This is a genomic window from Labrys sp. F242 (genome assembly GCF_057813875.1).
This window is the reverse complement of the sequence record NZ_JBVASG010000009.1, coordinates 156,493-176,632: the sequence shown is the minus strand read 5'-3', so window position 1 is coordinate 176,632 and position 20,140 is coordinate 156,493. Positions and strand designations below refer to the sequence as shown.

The 20,140-nt window shown below is 58.8% G+C and carries 18 protein-coding genes and 1 pseudogene; 12 read left to right on the top strand and 7 right to left on the bottom strand.

The genetic code is table 11. The features are described 5' to 3' along the window. The first annotated feature begins 43 nt into the window (after positions 1-43). Together ACZYTC_RS33210 and ACZYTC_RS33205 are read left to right on the top strand one after the other, a co-directional pair. A complete protein-coding gene (locus tag ACZYTC_RS33210; protein WP_488991645.1) occupies positions 44-862 on the top strand; it encodes an AraC family transcriptional regulator in 819 nt (272 codons plus the stop codon). Between the two features lie 346 nt (positions 863-1,208). Next, positions 1,209-1,583, top strand: a complete 375-nt coding sequence (locus tag ACZYTC_RS33205; RefSeq protein ID WP_488991644.1) for a VOC family protein — start codon at positions 1,209-1,211, stop codon at positions 1,581-1,583. Between the two features lie 343 nt (positions 1,584-1,926). Here the strand turns inward: ACZYTC_RS33205 and ACZYTC_RS33200 are convergent, their stop codons facing one another. The 7 genes and pseudogenes from ACZYTC_RS33200 to ACZYTC_RS33170 all read right to left on the bottom strand — a co-directional run bounded on the left by ACZYTC_RS33200 (position 1,927) and on the right by ACZYTC_RS33170 (position 8,434). Further along, on the bottom strand, positions 1,927-3,006 hold the full coding sequence (locus ACZYTC_RS33200; protein WP_488991643.1) for an OmpA family protein: 1,080 nt from the start codon (positions 3,004-3,006) through the stop codon (positions 1,927-1,929). After that, entirely contained in the window at positions 2,999-4,072 is a 1,074-nt protein-coding gene (locus ACZYTC_RS33195) for a hypothetical protein (RefSeq protein ID WP_488991642.1), read from the bottom strand. The genes ACZYTC_RS33200 and ACZYTC_RS33195 overlap by 8 nt, the downstream gene beginning before the upstream one ends. Positions 4,073-4,074: 2 nt before the next feature. Then, positions 4,075-4,857, bottom strand: coding sequence for a hypothetical protein (locus ACZYTC_RS33190; RefSeq protein ID WP_488991641.1), 783 nt, complete (start codon positions 4,855-4,857; stop codon positions 4,075-4,077). 22 nt (positions 4,858-4,879) lie between these two features. Beyond that, complete coding sequence (locus ACZYTC_RS33185; RefSeq protein ID WP_488991640.1) at positions 4,880-6,331, bottom strand: hypothetical protein; 1,452 nt, start codon at positions 6,329-6,331, stop codon at positions 4,880-4,882. A gap of 119 nt (positions 6,332-6,450) precedes the next feature. Then, positions 6,451-6,588: a DUF3761 domain-containing protein gene (locus tag ACZYTC_RS33180; protein WP_488991671.1), complete on the bottom strand. Its 138-nt coding sequence runs from the start codon at positions 6,586-6,588 to the stop codon at positions 6,451-6,453. Between the two features lie 425 nt (positions 6,589-7,013). Then, positions 7,014-7,637: pseudogene (locus tag ACZYTC_RS33175) on the bottom strand (CapA family protein); the annotation flags it as partial. A gap of 47 nt (positions 7,638-7,684) precedes the next feature. Further along, the gene (locus ACZYTC_RS33170; RefSeq protein WP_488991670.1) at positions 7,685-8,434 is read right to left on the bottom strand and encodes a FadR/GntR family transcriptional regulator; all 750 of its coding nucleotides are present in this window, start codon (positions 8,432-8,434) and stop codon (positions 7,685-7,687) included. 475 nt (positions 8,435-8,909) lie between these two features. Between ACZYTC_RS33170 and ACZYTC_RS33165 the strand changes: the two genes are divergently transcribed. The 10 genes from ACZYTC_RS33165 to ACZYTC_RS33120 all read left to right on the top strand — a co-directional run bounded on the left by ACZYTC_RS33165 (position 8,910) and on the right by ACZYTC_RS33120 (position 20,093). Continuing rightward, complete coding sequence (locus tag ACZYTC_RS33165; RefSeq protein ID WP_434960143.1) at positions 8,910-9,383, top strand: RidA family protein; 474 nt, start codon at positions 8,910-8,912, stop codon at positions 9,381-9,383. Between the two features lie 39 nt (positions 9,384-9,422). Beyond that, complete coding sequence (locus ACZYTC_RS33160) at positions 9,423-10,178, top strand: amino acid ABC transporter ATP-binding protein (protein WP_488991639.1); 756 nt, start codon at positions 9,423-9,425, stop codon at positions 10,176-10,178. Positions 10,179-10,190: 12 nt separating this feature from the next. After that, positions 10,191-10,859 carry an amino acid ABC transporter permease gene (locus ACZYTC_RS33155; protein ID WP_488991638.1) on the top strand — a complete coding sequence of 223 codons (669 nt, stop codon included), beginning with the start codon at positions 10,191-10,193 and terminating at the stop codon, positions 10,857-10,859. Between the two features lie 9 nt (positions 10,860-10,868). Further along, positions 10,869-11,519 carry an amino acid ABC transporter permease gene (locus ACZYTC_RS33150; RefSeq protein ID WP_488991637.1) on the top strand — a complete coding sequence of 217 codons (651 nt, stop codon included), beginning with the start codon at positions 10,869-10,871 and terminating at the stop codon, positions 11,517-11,519. A gap of 35 nt (positions 11,520-11,554) precedes the next feature. Next, positions 11,555-12,397, top strand: a complete 843-nt coding sequence (locus tag ACZYTC_RS33145) for a transporter substrate-binding domain-containing protein (protein WP_434960147.1) — start codon at positions 11,555-11,557, stop codon at positions 12,395-12,397. A 171-nt stretch (positions 12,398-12,568) separates the two neighbouring features. Next, positions 12,569-14,659: a hydantoinase/oxoprolinase family protein gene (locus tag ACZYTC_RS33140; protein WP_488991636.1), complete on the top strand. Its 2,091-nt coding sequence runs from the start codon at positions 12,569-12,571 to the stop codon at positions 14,657-14,659. A gap of 14 nt (positions 14,660-14,673) precedes the next feature. Beyond that, positions 14,674-16,311, top strand: coding sequence for a hydantoinase B/oxoprolinase family protein (locus ACZYTC_RS33135; RefSeq protein WP_488991669.1), 1,638 nt, complete (start codon positions 14,674-14,676; stop codon positions 16,309-16,311). A gap of 69 nt (positions 16,312-16,380) precedes the next feature. Beyond that, positions 16,381-17,586, top strand: coding sequence for a pyridoxal phosphate-dependent aminotransferase (locus ACZYTC_RS33130; protein ID WP_488991668.1), 1,206 nt, complete (start codon positions 16,381-16,383; stop codon positions 17,584-17,586). A gap of 74 nt (positions 17,587-17,660) precedes the next feature. Beyond that, the gene (gene kdgD / locus ACZYTC_RS33125) at positions 17,661-18,566 is read left to right on the top strand and encodes a 5-dehydro-4-deoxyglucarate dehydratase (protein WP_434960149.1); all 906 of its coding nucleotides are present in this window, start codon (positions 17,661-17,663) and stop codon (positions 18,564-18,566) included. A gap of 90 nt (positions 18,567-18,656) precedes the next feature. Continuing rightward, complete coding sequence (locus ACZYTC_RS33120) at positions 18,657-20,093, top strand: aldehyde dehydrogenase family protein (RefSeq protein WP_488991635.1); 1,437 nt, start codon at positions 18,657-18,659, stop codon at positions 20,091-20,093. Positions 20,094-20,140 lie beyond the last annotated feature (47 nt).

The following is a 20,140-nucleotide window of genomic DNA, read 5'->3' as shown; positions in this document are numbered from 1 at the left end:
AAATTCGGTATTCTGTCAAAAAATATTCAAAAGATGCCAATCGATGCTCCTTTCGCGATCAGCCGTCTCCGTCTTCAACCCAGACCTTACGGATCAGCCGGCCGTCGCGCGGCAGCTCGACTTCGCGGATTACGAGGCGGAGGTGCCGATGCATCAGCATCGCAAGGGCCAGGTGATCCTCGCGCTGCATGGGGCAGTCACCTGTACCGCGGACAACGAGATCTGGATCGTGCCGCCCAACTGCGGAGTCTGGATCCCGGGCGGAGTGCCGCATAGCGTCCGGGCGACAGTGAATGCCCGACTCAACTACCTCTTCGTGGAGCCAGGAGCGGCGAAGCTACCCGAGGATTGCTGTACTCTGTCGATCTCCCCGATGATCCGGGAAATGGTCAAGCGACTGGCTCACGAGCCTGCCGACTATCCTCCGGATAGCCATGCGGCCCGGCTTGCGAGGGTGGCCCTCGACGAACTGGCCGAAATGCCGCGTGAACGCTTCAACTTGCCCATCTCCAGCAATCCGAAGATCCTTACGATAGCGGATGCCCTGACGGTTAAACCTTCCGACCGCAGTACGTTGGCCGAATGGGCGAAGCGCGTGGCGATGAGTGAGAGGTCGCTCGCCCGTTTGATGATCGCGGAGACAGGCCTGACGTTCGGACGCTGGCGGCAGCAACTGCACCTTGTCGTCGCACTTCGAGAACTGGCCAGCGGTGCGACGGTGCAGACCGTAGCGGCCGAGCTTGGCTACGACTCGGTCAACGCCTTCATCACGATGTTCAAGAAGGCTCTAGGAAGCACACCCGCGCAGTATTTTGCGCAACGCAGGGCGACGCTGCTTACAGCGCCTAACCCGCGCGAATGATATTCGGATTCTCGGCGATGCTCCCGGTCCGCGAATTGTACTTCGTCGCGCCATAATCCCTTCCATCACAGCAGTCGTACTAAACGGCACTGAGAACCGCCGATTATTTGCGAACCTGATTTATCCTGAAGATCGGCCGTGGCGGCTAGTAACCCAATCCTGGACGTTCGTATCGACGGCCGTCACTCTTGAAACCGGACCCTTCATGGAGGCCATTGTCATCAATGGTTTTTTTGCAGAAGCCAGGTGCAGAACCGTCGCTTTAGTCGGGATTTTCGCAGCTGCCCATGGGTACGTAGGATACGTTAGGTTGGGGATCCATTGTGTATATTACTGGAGATGAAATATGTTCACGCACGTCATGATCGGCAGCAACGACCTGGAGGGGGCCAGAGGCTTCTACGACGCCACGTTCGCTGCGCTGGGAGGCAGGCCCGGCGAGATGGATGCGAGAGGCAGGCTGATCTATACCCACGAGGGCAGTCGACTGATGATCACGAAACCGATCGACGGCAAGCCGGCCACCGTGGCTAACGGTGGGACGATCGGTATCGCCGCCGCGAGTCCCGACCATGTTCTGGCATGGCACGAGGCCGGTACCAAGCATGGTGGCACAGCGATCGAGAGCCCGCCTGCGGAGCGTCCAAACGGCTCATTCGTTGCCTACCTACGCGATCCGGACGGAAATAAACTCACCGCACGGTCTCATCCAACGAGGTGAGAGCGGCGCCAGTAGCGCCCGCGATCATCCGCCCGCTCTGATGGATCGATCACCCGGGACTGCGCTTGAACAAAAATGTAGAATTGTCAGCAGATGAAAGGCGTCGCCCCGGCGGCTATCGGCGGCTATCGGCGGTGATCTTGGTATCTGCGTGGCGGAAAGGGGAGAGTTGGCGCGCCGGACGAGATTCGAACTCAGACGTCGAAGTCGTGGTGCGGCGCGCAGGCGATGTTCGCTTTTGAGAGTCGTCCGACGCAACGTCAACGGCAGCTAAGAGGCGCTAAGCGGCCACATGCAGCCGCTTACTTGGGAGTCCTTATGGGCCACTATAGCGATATTCACATTAGGGCTGCATCTCAGATTGAGGTGCGGGGCCGTTTGTCAGTTTGCTTGTCGAGCGTCTCACTCTAATCTCGATCCTGCGCCGTTCCTTCACGTCTCCCTTGCTGGTGCCATCCGTGACCTTGTCACCGGGCAGGATCATCTGCCCTCCCGACAGCGGCAGGACAGCAACGCCCTTTAGCCGAGGGTCGCCCTCCAAAACCCTGGCGACAGAAACTGCGCGGGCCATGCCGAGTCCTGCATTATCCGCTGGGGTCAACCCATCGATTTGAACCTTGCCGGCGAGGGCTGGGACGAGTTTGCCATCCAGGTTGGAAACGCGATTGTTGACGGCCTGTTCGTCGGTGTGGCCAATCACCTCGACGACATCGACGTTATACTCGGCGACAATCCTGGCCACCTGATCAACGACGCTTGTCTTCAGCTTCTTGTCGAAATCCGCCGAGAGATCCGCACGTCCGATCGCAAAATTATAGCCGCTGGCTTCGCTCAGATTGATGATGGGTGGCCAATCATGCTCGCCGCGGCCTTGCCGCATCGCCTGGCGTGTCTTTGCCCCTTGGACGAGCACATCGCTCAAGTCGGAAACAGCAAGCTCGCCCAGACCCACCGTCGCCATTCGGTTCTTGGCCTCGACGATCTGCCGCCAAGCCGCCGCAAGATCGGTTCCCGAGGCATCGGTGGTGAGTGTGGGCAGGAGGTCCTTGAGTTTCGAAGCCTGCTGGGTCAATTGCTCCGGATCGACGCCGCTTTTTTGCAGGTTGTTGACGATATCGCGGGCTTCGACCAGTTTGCGCCAGCTATCGTCAACTTGCTGAGGAATAGCCCCTGCGCGCTTGAACTCATCGAGGAGAGCGGCCAGATCCTTTGACGTTTGCTGTTCCTTGGCGAGCGCAACTTCGGCCTGCTTCAGGCGAGCGGCCAGATCCCTGCCGCGCTGTTGTTCTCGACTGAACATTGCGGTCAAGGCGATCAACAGGCAGAAGACTAGCAAGAGCATGATCTCGGCCATCGTCAGCCCAAGCACGATGCCGCGCCGATAGGCTGCCCCATCGGATGCGATTGGGGTCGCCTTAGGCATCGACCGCTTCCGATTTGCGAAAAAGGCGCTTGATATATCGCAAGGGTCGGCTCTGCTTGTCGGCCGCCGCCGCTTCCATCTGTTTGGTCAGCCTGCCGATCGCGTCAGCCAGGCTATCGATGCGCTCGTTGCGCCTGGCTTCGGCGTCGAGAACCTGCGTGGGCGTCATGGGCGAGTTGTGCTCGATGAATGTGGCCAGGCTTCGGCTGAGCTGCGCAACAGCCTGCGTCAGTTCGCCGACCGAGGGCTGGAGCTTTTCCTCGATGACGTTTGCGGGGACCTGCAGGCTTTTCAGATGATCCGATACAGATTCCAAGGTCGTTGCGAGTCTGTCCGTTCCCTCCGATAATTTGGCTGTTTCCGCAGCGAACTTCGTGTTGGCAGCCTCGACACTCTCAAAGGCTGATTTTGCGAATGCCTTCAGGATCGTGGTGCTGGCATCGGCGCTCGCTTCGATCGGTCCGGCCGCCTTTTTCGTCAAATCCTGGAAATCACCCAGTGCTCTGCTCGCTGCATCTCGAACGCCCTCGCGCGCATCGGCGAAGCCTTCGATGACCATTTGCTGGGAAGACCGGCGAAAATTGGCGATTTCGACGACGATGGTGTCCAGTTCCCGGCGCACCCGCCGCGTGGCCTCCGACAGCTCCAGACGCGAGGCTTGCTCCACCTCATAGGGGTCTTGGCGCATCTGTCCAAACAGCACACGGAGGGCGACGCCGGCGATGGTTGAGGCGATCGCCACACCGAAGTTGCGGACGATTTCCTCGACCGCGCCTTCCGCCTGGAACTGATAGAGCGATACGCCAAGGCTCGTCAGCGTAAACAAAAAGCCCATGTAGTAAATGTTGTCGCCCGCCTGGTCCAAGCGCAGGCGAAAGCGCCTCAGCACAACGATCGCCAAGGCGTAGATCACCATCACGACAACGGGCACCGACGTCACCAGAAAGGACGGGTAATGCAGGAGCTTGGCTGCGATGATATAGGCGCTGCCGGCCAGCACGAACACGCTGAAGAGGCTGGCGCTGATGGCGCTGTCGGTCGTAGACCAGCTCTTGTCCTTGGCCATCCTCAGTTCACTCCCTGCAGCCGGTCGGCGCTGTCGAACTTGCCGTTGTTGTCGGCGATCCACTCCTGCCAGAAACGGATATGGGCAACGCTATCGATTGGCGGCTTTTGGCGCTGCACATATTTGATCTTCACCTCGGCGCCGTGGAGATCGGTCCGGTATTGCCGGTAGGCGAGGGACTTCTTGAAACGCGCGAACGAAAGATCGCCGCGATACTGGTTGTAATCGCGTTCGTTCTCGATCATGTCGGAGACGACGACCAGCTTTTTGGCAACGTCGTCCGCCTTGGCGCTTGTAAACTGTTCGACCGCAATCGCCTGGATCGTGGCCATGATCGGCGAGTTGTCGGACGGCACACCGCCCAGATCGGCGGCAAGCGCTTGTTCAAGAGGCAGCTTGAAGCCTTGCGTCCACTTCTTCCTGGCAAGTTCCTTGTTGCCGGTCAAAGCGTCCACGCCCGATCCGTCTCCGGGATTGCACGCATGAAATTTCACGGCACCGCCCGAGGCGTTCGGCTCCAGGACACGCAGTTCGAACAGGCCATAGTCGGGTGTGGACTCAGCCAGATCGGTGAGCTCCGTCATCAATTGCTGGCGGCCGATCGGCGGCAGCGCGTCTGACGCGTCGAGCAGCACAATTGTCATGGAGGTCGGTCCATCGAGCGGGCAAAGCGTCGTTTTATCCAGTTTTGGCGGAACCTTTGCCGTCAGCTTGAGATAGGCAAACCCACCGGCGACGGCGGCAGCGATGAGCAAAAGAACAGCGCCAATTAGGTAGCTCGACATGCCACCCTGGCTGCGCGAGCGTCTACGCCTGTTTCGAGCCATCACCCACTCCCGGCTCGGGAACGACGTCGTCGAGCTGCTGATATTCGTCCATCGTGGTTTGATAGGCGATGTGAATCTCCTTCACCTCAGCCGTCAACATTGCCTGGATTTGCTCGATGCGTGATCTGAGGTCGCGCAGGCTCCATTCGCCGTCGGTGTTGGCCTCCACACTTACCTTGGTGAGCGAGAAAGCCGCGGCGAACCGTGTCGGCGGCGGCGCCTTGCGGGCCTTGGTATTGGCCTCGCGATAGAGGCTGATCAGCGCGTTGGCGGCCCGCTCCAGATGCTCCTGATGCTGGGCAAAGAGCTTCAGCATGCGCGAACGATTGGCGACAATCGCCTCATACTCACCCCGGCGCACCGACAGGTCCCGGCTGATGTCCTCCATTTTCTCCTGATACTCGTCCCGGACGTCCTTCAGGTTCTCATCGAGCTCAGCCCGGCGGTTGCGATAGGCATCCCTGCCATCTTCGAGCCGCTGCTGGACATCGGCATAGCCCGGATAGGCATCGGAGAAGGTCAAACTGTCGATAAGAGCGACCACCGAGAACAGAAGGCCAAGTCCGAAGAAGAGCCAGGAATTGATATCGCGCAACTGGAACGGCGTCGCAGCCATGGCCTGCATGACACGATCGCCGCCGCCGTCCAGCAACTGGGCTGATACATCGCGGTAGTGCGCCAAGGCGAGGTTGAGGCCGAGGGCAAAAGCCAAGTAGAAGCAAAAGGCGAGCACACCAAGGCATTTGCGGACCACGCTGTTGTGCGCGATCTGCTTGACGCCGAAATGGCCGATGATGAAGGTGCCGAAAATGTTGAGGGCGGCAAAGGAGATGGCCTCGGTGACGCCGCCGAGCAAGCCCTGCTCATTGCCCTTGGCCAGGAAGTTGCCGTTCGCAAAGGCCTCGACTACGAACATCACGATGAGAAGGGCAACTTTGAGGAAGGTCGCCCCTCCGCCATGGACGCGCGCCGTACGGTCGATCTTGTGCTTGCGGCGGAACGATTGCTGTTCGGCATCGAGGTCGCGCAAGTTGCGCCGCAAGGCGTAAAGGTCGTCGCGACCTGCGCGAGCCTCCAGCTTGAAATCACCCACGGCCGCAGGTGCTGTGTGCTGGATCTGCGTGAACCTATCCTCGAAATCGAGCGCCGCCAGACGCTCGGCATAGGTGCGCAGCTCATCCTCGATCGTGGCGTGGGCTGCTTTCTTGGCCGCTTCGATCCGCTCGATGATCTGAGCCTCGACAGGATCGGCCGTTACCGACGCGGTGGGAGGCTCATCCTTCGATCCGCGTTCTGCCCCTCGATTGGCGAGATCGAGCTCGACAGCGAGCCGGTCCGTGTCGATATCCGCAAAGGTCTCGATCGATGGACGCTGGTCGTGAGAAGGCTTCGTGATCCCCTGCAACAGGCGGGCGAGGGCAGTGCTCTTCAAGATGAATTATCCGGAAACTCAAACGAGACAAAGGGTCGAGATTATTCGCGACGTCATCGTTATACAGGCAGTGCCAAGCGTATCATAGCGGCGGTTCTGCGGCGGGAAGTGCCTTGCCGTTACCCCTTGAGCCAACTTCGTACACCGCCATGACGCGAGCATGTGCCTCGACGGTGAAAGGAGTGGCTTGTCGAGCCGTCTCCGCAGACGGCGATCTGGTGTTTGCGGTCGCGATGATTGGGAGAATGAACACGCATCCCATCAGAATTAACATACGATCTATAGCGCGCTTCGGCGTGGGCGCTGCCAAGTGCGAATACGAAAACAAATAGTAGGAATAGTTGTTTCATAAGTTGGCCCCCAAAGCCGATTGTTGAGGGTTATTCGCCTGTTCGCCTAAACCGATCAAGTACGATTTATGCATCGAGGCAATCCATTTCACGTTTCTGTCACGTAAAGATGAACAGGAAAGGTATTATCGCTTAGTTATTCCCACTTGATTGCTTAAGCGTGGACGTATCGTAGGGACTCGATAGTTTGAAACGAGCGTTCCAATTCGCTTCGAATCGTGGCGCTATCGGGTGGCTCGCAATCGTAAGCAGGTTTTCCGCTTGACGGAGAGATATCGACGCCAGCCGCCCTTACTGCAACAGTTTCCTATGACGGGTCATTTGAGGACGAGCTCGTGTTCATTAAGATGGAAGAGAAAATTGCCGATTCCATAGAAGATCGGCGCGCCACGATGGATTTTTACCGGCTGTAGGACGTGAGCACCGTGGCTGACGAACACGCCCGCGCCTGCATCAATGCAAGCACGCGCAAACCTCTGGACCCATGCCGGGACCTCGCGCCAACTGGAGCTGCTCTGGAACGCCTCCTGAATGTCGCTCAGCGCTTCAAAGCGTGAGGGGTCCGCCTCAAATATCCTCGAAACCTCAAGTCCGTTGACGCCGGGGCGCGCCGGTCTTCGGTCCGTTGCATTCACGGCATACATCGTCGCCGGCGCAGGCCCGGCCTCCATTGCCCCGAGCCCCATCGACCTCTTGCCGAGGGCCTTGAGGCCGGGCCGCCGCGCCTGCGATAAATCGGCGCCGATACCGGCATGAAGGAAGTCCCTGGCCGCCACCTCTTCGAGAGTGGACAGGATGCCGGGCGGGCCCAGATCTAAGGCATGGTTATTGGAGAGCGCCAGGGCATTGAAGCCAATGTCCTTCAACGCATTCAGAACTATAGGCATCGAGCAACCGAAATAGTTGCCCTTCATCGGCCATCCGCCGTGACGACCGAACACCGCGATATCGCCGTTCAGCAGCGAACAGCGGTCTTCCGCCCGCGCTCGTGAGCGGGCCTGGGTCATTCTCCAGCTATGTTGCTCAACGGAGATACGTTGTCATCGGAAAACCCTCGATAGCGCAAATGACTTCTATTCAAATGAGCCCGCATCGCTTCGCGCGCTAGTTCTGGATTTCCGACGCTGATCGCCTCGCATATGGCACGGTGCTCGACAACGGTGTTTTGGATATAGCCCGGTGTGATGAGCGCCGGGTTGAGTTCCCGGGAGAAGGCCGGTTGGGGCAAGATCTTCAAGCTCATCAGATTGAAGAACTCGATGAACGCACCGTTGTTCGTTGCCTCGGCAATGGAGCGATGAAAGACAAAGTCGAGATCGTCGAGCGAGTCTTCGTCGTCCAACGACGCTTCGAATTGGCGGGCGGCATTCCAGATGTTTGATTCCTGAGCCCAGGAGCGGCGCGAAGCGGCCAGCCCGGCGGCGTGCACTTCGAAGGCCATTCTCAGCTCCAGAAGATCCATGAAAGACGTCTTCAGCCGTGTGAGCGGGGCCAGTGCCGCTTCGGCCTCAAGTTCGGCATGCGTCTCAGAAGCGGGCATGGGAGGAGTCACGACAAACACGCCCACTCCATGACGGGCCTCGACGATACCATCCGAGCGCAGTGCGGATACGGCTTCGCGTATGACCGTCCGGCTTACGCCAAACGTCTGCGACAATTCGTTGAGTGATCCGAGCTTGTGTCCTCTGGCAAGCTGTCCCTCTGCGATATGCGTTTTCAGCGCCTTGATTGTCCGGCCTGTCAAAGTATCCAAATGCCACCCGTCCAATTCGTTCCACCACATCCAGCCTGCTGCCTTTGTGGATAGGGATTTCACGATCCAGCACAAGGTAGCACAACGGCGATTGGTGGTACTACCTCAATACGAATCTACGACCGCTGAACGGATGCTCACTGATAGTATCACCCGTGTTATTAGCGCTCACTCGGGCCTGTCTGACGTCAGAAAGCGAAATTTTTTTCGACATTGAGCTGGTTCCGGATTTTGGAACGCGATCTGTAATTCTCATATCTCATTGAAAATATATATGTTTTCCCAACATGGCTCATAAAATCGCAAAGAGATAATATCTCTTTTGCTAAGGTTGACATGAGATACTATTTCTATAATCTCCATCTTCAGAAAAAGGTGCGCCAACCGCAATTTCCGGGATCCTTCCGGACGTAGCGAGCGGCCCGGGAGCGAATCTGGGCGCATTCGTGCGTTCAAAAACAGGTGCAAAACGACGATGGGTGATGTTTCTGCACGCCTTACCAAGTTGGGGATCGTATTACCTGCGATAGCCTCGCCTGCGGGGAATTATCTCCCCTGCCGCTTGGCTGGAAATCTTCTCTATGTCTCCGGTCAGGTTCCGAAGATCGACGGCGTGGACCATTTTCCTGGCGTCGTGGGCGAAGACGTAACACCGCAGGAGGGCTATCAGGCGGCCCGCCTTTGTGCGCTCAACCTCCTGGCACGCGTCCACGCCGCGCTTGATGGCGATCTCGACCGCGTGGTCGCCTGTCTCCAGCTTCGTGGTTTCGTCAACGCCCGGCCCGACTTCAAAGGCCATCCTGCCGTCATCGATGGCGCCTCCGATCTGCTCGTTGAGGTCTTCGGCGACAAAGGGCGGCATGTCCGCACCGCGCTTGGTGCCGGATCGCTGCCGCGTGGCTCCTCGGTAGAAGTCGACGCCATATTCGAAGTCACACCGAAATCCTGACGGCAAAAATCCTGACAACAACAGGAAGGGGAACTGGTCATGGGCCAGAGCGGTATATTGGAAAAAGCCATCGAGATGGTCGATGTCAACAAGTGGTACGGCTCTCTACAGGTACTGAAGGGCATCAACCTGAACGTCGCTCGTGGCGAGCATATCGTTTTGTGCGGCCCGTCCGGGTCAGGCAAGTCGACGCTGATCCGCTGCATCAATCACCTGGAGGAAGTCCAGGAAGGCGCGATTACCGTCAACGGCACGCAGCTCAGCCAGAGGGGCTCGAACGCCGATCATATCCGCCGCGATGTCGGCATGGTATTTCAACAGTTCAATCTCTTCCCCCATCTGAGCGTTCTTGAAAACTGCATGCTGGCGCAGCGCCGGGTGCGCAAGGCTTCCATGGCTGAGGCCAAGGTGAAGGCCATGCGCTATCTCGAACGTGTGCACATTGCCGAGCAAGCGCTGAAATATCCCGCGCAGCTGTCGGGGGGGCAGCAGCAGCGCGTCGCAATCGCCAGGGCTCTGTGCATGGACCCCAAGATCATGCTGTTCGATGAGCCGACCTCCGCTCTTGACCCCGAGATGGTCAAGGAAGTCCTCGACACCATGATCTCGCTTGCCGACGACGGCATCACGATGATCTGCGTGACCCACGAAATGGGCTTTGCTCGTGCAGTGGCCCATCGCGTTATCTTCATGGACCGCGGTGAAATCATCGAAAGCGCCAAGCCGGAGGACTTCTTCGGCAATCCGCGCCACCAGCGCACCAAATCCTTTCTCAGCCAAATTCTCAATCATTGAGCGGGGAAGGGGATGCACTATACCTTCGATTTCGCTCCGGTTTTTGCCGCCTGGCCCTTGTTTGTGGAGGGCGCCATCCAGACATTGCGGATGTCGGCGATCTCCATGGTCGCGGGCCTGGCGCTTGGCATCATCTTCATGCTGGTGCGCATGAGCAGGCTCACCCCACTCCGGCTGCTGGCAATCTGCTACATCGAACTGATCCGCAACACGCCCTTTCTCGTCCAGGTGTTCTTCATCTATTTCGGCATGCCGTCTCTCGGCGTGCGTTTGGGCGGCGAGGAGGCTGCGGTCCTGGCCATGACGCTCAATTGTGCGGCCTATGCGGCCGAGATCGTCCGGGGCGGCGTGCAGGCGATCCGACCAGGCCAAATCGAGGCGGGCAGAGCATTGGGCCTTCATACCCTCGATATCTATCGCTTCATCGTGTTTCGGCCTGCAATCCGTGCGGTCTATCCGGCCCTGTGCAGCCAGTTCATCCTGATGATGCTGAACTCGAGCCTGGTCGCTTCGGTGTCGGCCGAAGAACTGACCTATGTTGCTCAGACGCTTGATGCGCAGACCTTTCGCAGTTTTGAGATCTATTTTGTGCTCGGGGCGATCTATCTCTTGCTGTCGCAGTTCTTCGCCGTCGCCCTCCGGCTCGTCGGCAAAACCTACTTCTCCTATCCGGCAAAGTGAGGTGTGGCGATGATCCGCGAATTTGGTTTCGGCGAGTTTGCGTTCCTGCTTGAAGGGGCTCGCTGGACGATCATCCTGTCTTTGCTCGCCTTTGTCTGCGGAGGCGCCCTTGGCCTTGCGGTTGCTTTGTGCCGCACCGCAAAATGGACGATGCTGCGCGGGCTGACGGCCGCCTATATCCAAATCTTCCAGGGCACGCCGCTGCTGGTTCAGCTCTTCTTCGTCTATTTTGGTCTGCCGCTCCTTGGCATGAAAGTCGACATCTGGATCGCGTTGACGATCGGTCTGTCGCTGCATGCCAGCGCGTTCCTGGGCGAAATCTGGCGCGGCAGTATCCAAGCCGTTCCCTCGGGCCAGAGTGAGGCTGCTCGCGCTCTTGGCATCGGCTATTTCCACCGGATGGTCGACGTCGTCTTGCCGCAGGCGTTTCGCATCGGCCTTCCCGCAACCATTGGTTTTCTCGTCAACCTGATCAAGGGCACCGCCCTGGCGGCGCTGCTGGGTCTGACCGAGCTTACTCGTTCGGGCCAGTTGATGGCGAACATTACTTTTCAGCCCCTGCAAGTCTATGGATCAGTCGGGCTGGTATACTTCTTCATCTGCCTGCCCCTGACCTATTTCGGCGCAAGTGTCGAACGGCGCCTCAATGCCGCTCGATAACAAAGAACGCATGATAATCAACCAGAGGTAACCACATGTTCAATTCGGCATTGTTGACTTTGCGCACCAAGATCGTGTCGGGGTTCACGGCAATTTTGCTGGCGACCACTTTGACGACCCCTGCACAGGCGATCAGCCCGGAGGAGATCAAGGCCAAGGGCACGGCAACCATCGGGGTTCAGATGGACCAGTTTCCCTGGGGCTTCATCGACCAGAATGGCCAAAGCAACGGCTTTGATATCGAAGTCGCAAAGCTCATCGCCCAGGAACTGGGCGTGGAGGTCAGGTTCGAGCGCATCACCGGCCAGAACCGTATTCCTCTCCTGGCCAACGGCAATGTCGATTTCCTCGTGCCCTCGATGACGATCACGAAAGAGCGTGCCAAGGTGATCCAGTATGTCATTCCCTATTCTTCAAATGACATTACAGTCTGGGCAAAGAAAGATGCCAAAATCAAAGGTAACGAGGATCTAGGAAACTATGTCATCGGCGTCAATCGCGGCAGCGTATTTGAGCCGGTCTTGGCCAAGGCCGCGCCGCCCAACACCGAAATCAAGCGTTTCGATGATGATGCGACGACCGTCCAAGCATTGCTCTCAGGCCAGGTCGACGCGATCTTAGGCAGTGTAACCTATGGTCTGGTGATCACCAAGACGGGCCATGGCGCCGATTATGAGCGCAAGTACAAGGTTGCGGATAACTTCCAGGGCATGGCTGTGCGCAAGGGTGACCAGGAAATGCTCGCCTTCCTGACGGATTTCGTGACCCGCCACAGCGCCGACGGCACCCTGGATGCACTCTACAAGAAATGGATCGGTGTAGACCGCGCCAAACTCCCCACCGCGTTGCCGGACATCGACTTTACCGGCAAGCAATAACGTTCGAGCCCTGCGCGAGCGTTCCAGCCGCCGCATAGGGCCACCAAAACACCAACGACCAAAAGACCTTTGGCTCCCGCTTGATCAAACGGGCGGGGGACGGACACCGCATGTCCAAAACACGCCCGCACGCGGCGCAACAGCAGCTTGATTACGGAGCATCGTAAGTAAATGGCGAAAGATGGCGAACAAATCAGGGTCGGCGTCGATATCGGCGGTACCTTCACCGACGTCGCGATGGAGGTCGGCGGCACCCTCCATTCGGTCAAAGTGCTGACCGACTATTCCTTTCCTGAAAATGCGATCGTCAAAGCGATCCGCGAGGTTGCCGACGTCGCGGGGGTGAACCTTGCCGCCATCGATACGATTATCCACGGCACGACGCTCGCCACCAACGCCCTGATCGAGCGTCGCGGCGCGAAAACGGCCTTCATCACCACTAAGGGATTTCGTGACGTCATCGAAATGCGCACCGAAAGCCGTTTCGAACAATATGATCTCGACATCGTGCTGCCGGCACCCTTGGTCGCCCGCAATGAGCGCTTTGTCTTGGACGAGCGTGTTGGTGCGGACGGATCCGTGCTCAGGGCTCTCGATATCGCTGAAGCCGATGCCTTGTGTGACCGTATCATTGCCGATGGTTATGAGAGCGTCGCGATCGGTTTCATCCATTCGTATCTGAACGGCCATCACGAGAAGATCGTGCGCGAGCGCCTGCTGGCCAGGAAGCCCGACATCTCCGTGTCGATCTCGTCCGAAGTCTCGCCCCAGATGCGTGAATTTCAGCGCTTCAACACGGTTTGCGCCAATGCCTTCGTCAAGCCGCTGATGGCGTCCTATCTGAACCGCCTGGTTGGACGATTGAGGGAGGAGGGCACCTGCTGCCCGGTTTTCATGATCCATTCTGGCGGCGGGATCATCAGTATCGAAAGCGCGGTCGAATTTCCGGTTCGCCTGTTGGAGTCCGGTCCTGCCGGCGGCGCGATCTTCGCCGCGCATATCGCCAGCCGTTATGGCCTGGACAAGGTGCTGTCCTATGACATGGGGGGTACGACGGCCAAGATCTGCCTGATCGAAAACAAGACGCCGAGGACATCCAAGACCTTCGAAGTCGCCCGCACCTATCGTTTCAAGAAGGGGAGCGGCATGCCGATCTCCATTCCGGTCATCGAAATGGTCGAGATCGGTGCCGGCGGGGGGTCGATTGCAACCGTCGACAGCATGCGCCAGATCCGTGTCGGGCCCCATAGCGCAGGGTCGGAGCCAGGTCCGGCTTGCTATGGCCGCGGCGGGGCAAGCCCAACCGTCACCGATGCTGACCTCGTTCTGGGGCGTCTTGATGCCGGTGAGTTCGCCGGCGGCACCATGAGGCTCGATCGCTCAGCCTCCGATCGGGCCCTGCACAACGATGTTGCTGATAGGCTGGGCACAGATGTTGCCGCCGCCGCCTATGGTTTGAGCGAAGTCGTCGACGAGAACATGAGCAATGCCGCCCGCATGCATGCTGTGGAGAACGGCAAGGAGCTCTCCGAGTTCACCATGATCGCCTTCGGCGGCGCGGCGCCGATCCATGCTGCCCGGCTTTGCGAGAAGCTCGGCATTTCGCAGCTGTTGATCCCGCCGGGCGCGGGCGTCGGCTCGGCCATCGGCTTCTTGCGGGCACCATTCGGCTTTGAGTCCGTTCGCAGCGCCTATAGCAGGCTTAGCCGCTTTGAGGCTGAAGCCATCAACGCCACGATCGCAGAACTGATTGCGGAAGCAACATCCTTCGTGCGCGCCGGTGTGCCGGATGCCGATCCCGATCTCGAATGCACAGCTTATATGCGCTATGTCGGGCAGGGCTGGGAAGTGCCGGTCGCCATCTCAGTTCGCGACTACGCCGACGCCGATGGCGCCCTGTTCCGAAAACTATTTGACGAACGATATGAGAGCTTCTTCGGCCGCCTCATCGATGGCCTCGATGTTGAGATCGTCGGCTGGTCGCTGCGAGCAACCTCCAAGACGGTGCCACCGCAGAAGATCGGCAGGACTGAAAAGGCCGCTGACGCAACGGTGCGTGGCACTCGCGCTATCTTCGACGTGCAGCAAGGCAGCTTTCAAACGGCTGCGATCATTTCGCGCCATGACATGAAGCCGGGAGATTGGGCCGCAGGCCCCGCGGTGATCACCGAACGCGAGACGTCCACCATCGTTGCCGCAAGCCGCGAAGTCATCATGCAGGCCGATGGCTGCCTGCTCGTGCGTCTCAAGCAAGACGCTTGAACGGAGGAATATCCATGAAGGCCAATGCACTTTCCGACGTCCGCATGCAGATCATGTGGAACCGGCTGATTTCCGTGGTCGAAGAACAGGCTGTCACACTCATCCGCACAGCCTTCAGCACCAGCGTGCGTGAATCGGGTGATCTTTCTGCTGGCGTGTTCAACCGCAGTGGCAAGATGATTGCCCAGGCCGTGACCGGCACGCCCGGTCATGTCAACGCCATGGCCGAAGCCGTGGGCCACTTCATCCGTGACATCGGTTCGGAGAGTATTTTCGAAGGCGACGTCTACATCACCAACGATCCTTGGAAGGGCACCGGCCACTTGCACGACTTCACCGTCGTATCGCCGAGCTTTCGTGAAGGTGCCCTTGTCGGATACTTCGCCTGCACGGCGCATGTGGTGGATGTCGGCGGCCGCGGCTTCGGCCCCGATGCCAATGAGGTCTACGAAGAAGGCATCTTCGTTCCGATCATGAAGTTTGCCGAGCGAGGCGTGGTCAACAAGGATCTCGTGAACATCCTGCGCAACAATGTGCGCGAGAGCCACCAGGTGGTTGGCGACGTCTATTCGCTGGCGGCCTGCAACGAGATTGGCCATCGCCGACTGATGGACATGATGGATGAGTTCGAGCTCGCCGATCTGGAGACGCTTGCCGAATTCATCTTCAAGCGCAGTTATGATGCCACGCTGGAACGACTGGCGGCTCTGCCCAAGGGTTCCTATTCCAATGTGATGCGCGTCGATGGCTATGGGTCGCCGATCGATATCGCCGTTCGTCTCGATGTTGCCGAAGACCATATACTCGCCGACTTTCAGGGTACCTCGCCGCCAAGTCCAAAAGGCATCAACTGCCCGCTGATCTATTCGGCCGCCTATGCGTGCTATGGCCTGAAATGCTCGATTGCTCCGGAAATCCCCAACAACCATGCATCGCTGCTGCCATTCCGTGTCACGGCACCCGAAGATTGCATCCTGAACGCACAGCATCCGGCCCCCGTCTCGGTTCGACATGTGTTAGGCCACCTCGTTCCGGATGCGGTGCTGGGCGCCGTCCACAAGATGCTACCCGGCAGAGTACCGGCGGAGGGAGCGGGCGCGCTGTGGAACCTCCATGTCAGTGTAAGGCCACTAACGGGCGAGGAAGCGCCCGCAGATGGCGGACAGCGCGCCGAGGTCCTGCTCTTCAATAGTGGCGGTGCAGGGGCTCGGTCTCGTCTCGATGGCTTGAATGCGACGGCTTTTCCCAGCGGTGTTCATTCAATGTCGATTGAAGCCACGGAGCATGTCGGGCCGGTGATCTTCTGGCGCAAGGAATTGCGAGACGGCTCCGGTGGCGCGGGACAGTTTCGTGGTGGGCTCGGTCAAATCGTGGAGATCTCGCCGACCGAAGGTCACGAAATGCACTTCAACGCAATGTTCGATCGCATCGAGCATCCCGCTCGTGGCCGCGATGGCGGTGAAAGCGGCGCGCCCGGCGCGGTATTGCTCGATGATGGCACCCGCCTCGCCTCCAAGGGACGGCAGCATGTACCGGCAGGCCGCCGGCTCATCCTGCAGCTTCCAGGCGGCGGTGGATATGGTCCAGCGGACAAGCGTGACCCTTCTGCTTCGCAGCGCGATCGAGATTTTGACTACGTCTCAGTGAAGTGACCCTCCATGACGCCGGGCACGGCGAAAGCCTTTTCGGCGTTACTGATCAAACAGTCCAAGGAGATTGAGATGACGTTCGAGAACAAGCGCGCCGCAGGCATCAAATCCTCGCCCAGCATGGCGATTGCGATGGCCGCCAGGAAACTTGCGGCTCACGGCCGAGACATCATCGACCTCTCACTGGGTGAACCGGATTTCGAGCCACCGCCTCATGTTGCCGAAGCGGCATGTGCGGCCATCCGAAAAGGCCGCGTGCGCTATGGCGCGGCCGCCGGCACAGACCAGCTTCGCCAGGCGGTCGCCGATAAGTTCAGGAGAGAGAACCAACTGGACTACGGCCTCGAAGAGGTGATGGTTGCGAACGGAGCAAAGCAGATCCTCTTCGATGTCTTTCTGGCGACGCTCGAGCCCGGTGACGAGGTCATTATTCCAACCCCTTGCTGGGTATCTTATGGCGACATCGTTGCCTTGCATGGCGGCACGCCCGTTTATGTGACGTGTGGGCGGGAAATCGGCTTCAAGATAACGCCGGAGAAGCTGGAAGCATCGATCACGCCGAAAACGCGCTGGCTGATGCTCAATTCGCCATCCAATCCAACAGGCGCGATCTATTCGCAGGAAGAATATCGAGCGCTTGGGCAGGTGCTCGCCCGCCATTGCCAGATTCTGGTGATCTCCGACGAGATCTACGAGCACATTTTGTTGACGGATGTTGCCTTCATTTCTTTCGCCAAGGCCTGCGCTGGGTTGCGCCATCGAACCTTGATCGTCAACGGGGTTTCCAAGGCCTATGCCATGACCGGCTGGCGGGTGGGTTATGCGGCAGGGCCAAAAGCCCTGATCGCGGCCCTCAACAAGATGCAGTCGCAAAGCGTCACCTCCGTTTCAACGGTGGCGCAGGCGGCCGCCCTCGCCGCGCTGACAGGCGATCAGAGCTTTGTCGGCAATGCCGCAGCGATATTCACCGCACGCTCAAAGATCATGGCCGATAACCTGGCTGGTATCGATGGGATCGATTTCAGGCCGCCTGAAGGGGCCTTCTATGCCTTCGTCGGCATCGAGAGGCTGCTTGGCCGGAAGACCGCGGCAGGCGAAGTGATCACGGACGACACGGTGTTTGCTTCTCGCCTGTTGAGTGAATTTGGTCTGTCTGGCGTTCCCGGCGTGGCGTTCGGTGCGCCTGGATTCATCCGACTGTCGATCGCGGCTTCGGACCGCGAACTTGAAGGTGCCTGCGAGCGCCTCGCTGCCATGGTGCACTCGCTCGGGCTCTAACGACATGCACCCATTCAAAGATCAACGAGAGAGCGGTGCTCTTTCGGTGCTTTCTCCAAACAAGGACTATACTTATGAAGACTGAAGAATTGAAGCATGTGTTGGGAGCGGGCCTGCTTTCCTTTCCTGTGACGCATTTTCATGCCGATGGCAATTTCAACGCCAAGAGTTACGCGGAGCATGTTGCCTGGCTTTCGGGTTTCGAAGCCGCAACGCTGTTTGCCGCCGGCGGCACTGGCGAATTCTTCTCGCTGACCCCGCAAGAGATTCCCGAGATCGTTCGCGTAGCCAAGGATGCCGCCGGAAATACACCGATCGTTTCGGGATGCGGCTATGGGACCGAAATCGCCGTATCGATCGCCAGGTCGGTGGAAAAGGTCGGAGCGGATGGCATTTTGCTTTTGCCGCACTACCTCATCGACGCGCCGCAAGAAGGTCTGTACCGACATATCAAAGCCGTGTGTCAGTCGACCGGTTTGGGGGTGATGGTCTACAATCGCGACAATTCGGTCCTCCAGGCCGATACATTGGCTCGGCTTTGCGACGAGTGTCCGAATCTCGTCGGCTTCAAGGACGGCACGGGGGACATCGGCCTCGTACGTCAAATCACGGCCAAGATAGGCGAGCGGCTGACTTATCTAGGCGGAATGCCGACCGCAGAACTGTTTGCGGAAGCCTATCTTGGCGCGGGCTTCACGACCTATTCTTCCGCCGTGTTCAATTTCGTTCCCGGCCTTGCGATCGAATTCTACAAGTCTTTGCGCGCCGGCGAGCGGGCCAAGTGCGAAGCGTTCCTGAATGACTTTTTCTACCCCTTCATGGCTATTCGTAATCGCTCCAAAGGCTACGCCGTTGCTGCGATTAAAGCCGGCGTGCGTCTGCAAGGCTTTGATGCGGGCTCCGTTCGCCCCCCTCTAACGGATCTCACCGCAGAGGAAACGGGCATGATGGAGGCTCTTATCGGGCCGCATAGACGATAGAGACGAGGAAAAGGGACTACCTCCAGCCTGCTGGTGGTGGTCCCTCACTGTTCGCTCCCACTCGCCGAACGAGCAATTCGAGTATCTGTAATGACCCTCCATCAGAATATGATAGCCGGCGAATGGGTCGGCAGCGCCGCGGTCAAGAACATCAACCCTTCGGATATCGATGATGTGATTGGCGAGTATGCCCAAGCCTCCACCGAGGACACAAGAGCAGCGATCGAGGCGGCAAAGGCTGCTTTTCCAACCTGGTCACGCTCCGGCATTCTTGAGCGTCATGCGATCTTGAGGAAAAGTGCCGACGAAATTCTCGCCCGCAAGGACGAACTCGGTCGGCTGCTGTCGCGTGAAGAGGGTAAGACTCTTGCCGAGGGCATCGGCGAGACAGTGCGCGCGGCCCAGATCTTCGACTTCTTCGCCGGCGAATGCCTGCGACTTGCCGGCGAAGTGCTGCCCTCCGTTCGCCCGGACATCAGCATCGAGATCACTCGCGAGCCCGCCGGGGTCGTCGGCATCATAACGCCATGGAATTTTCCGATCGCCATTCCCGCCTGGAAGATCGCTCCGGCTCTATGCTACGGCAACACCGTCGTCTTCAAGCCGGCTGAACTCGTGCCAGGCAGTGCGTGGGCCCTCGCCGACATTCTTGTCCGCGCCGGCTTGCCCAAGGGCGTGCTGAATCTGGTCATGGGAAAGGGCTCCGTCGTCGGCCAGACCATGCTCGACAGTCCGGATATCGACGCAATCACATTTACCGGCTCGACAGGCACGGGAAAACGCGTCGCGGCGGCCTCTATCGGGCATAGCCGCAAGTTCCAGCTCGAAATGGGCGGCAAAAACCCCTTTGTCGTGCTCGATGATGCAGATTTCACCGTCGCCGTCGAAGCGGCGGCGAATTCTGCCTTCTTCTCAACCGGCCAACGCTGCACGGCGTCCTCGCGCATCATCGTGACGGAAGGCATTCACGACAGGTTCGTGGCTGCGGTCGGCGAGCGCCTCGCGAGCCTTGTCGTCGACGATGCGTTGAAAGCCGGCACGCATATCGGGCCGGTCGTCGATGCGGCGCAGCTCGAGCAGGACATGGGCTATATCGAGATCGGACAAAAAGAAGGCGCGAAACTTGCGTTCGGCGGCGAGCGCCTGACGCGCGATAGGCTTGGCTTCTATCTACAGCCGGCGCTCTTCACCGAGGCGACGAACCAGATGCGTATCGCTCGTGAGGAGATTTTTGGTCCCGTTGCCGCCGTCATTCGTGTCAGGGATTATGAGGAGGCTCTGGCCGTCGCCAACGACACGCCGTTCGGCCTTTCTTCCGGCATCGCTACGACGAGCCTCAAACATGCCGCGCATTTCAAGCGCAATGCGGAAGCCGGCATGGTGATGGTGAACCTGCCTACCGCGGGCGTCGATTTCCACGTACCCTTCGGTGGTCGCAAGAGTTCTTCTTACGGTTCGCGTGAGCAGGGAAAATATGCCGCCGAGTTCTTCACCACCGTGAAGACGACCTATGTGATGGGCGGATAGACATGAGTACTTACCCGAAGCGTTAGATAGGTTGGTGCCCCGAGCGT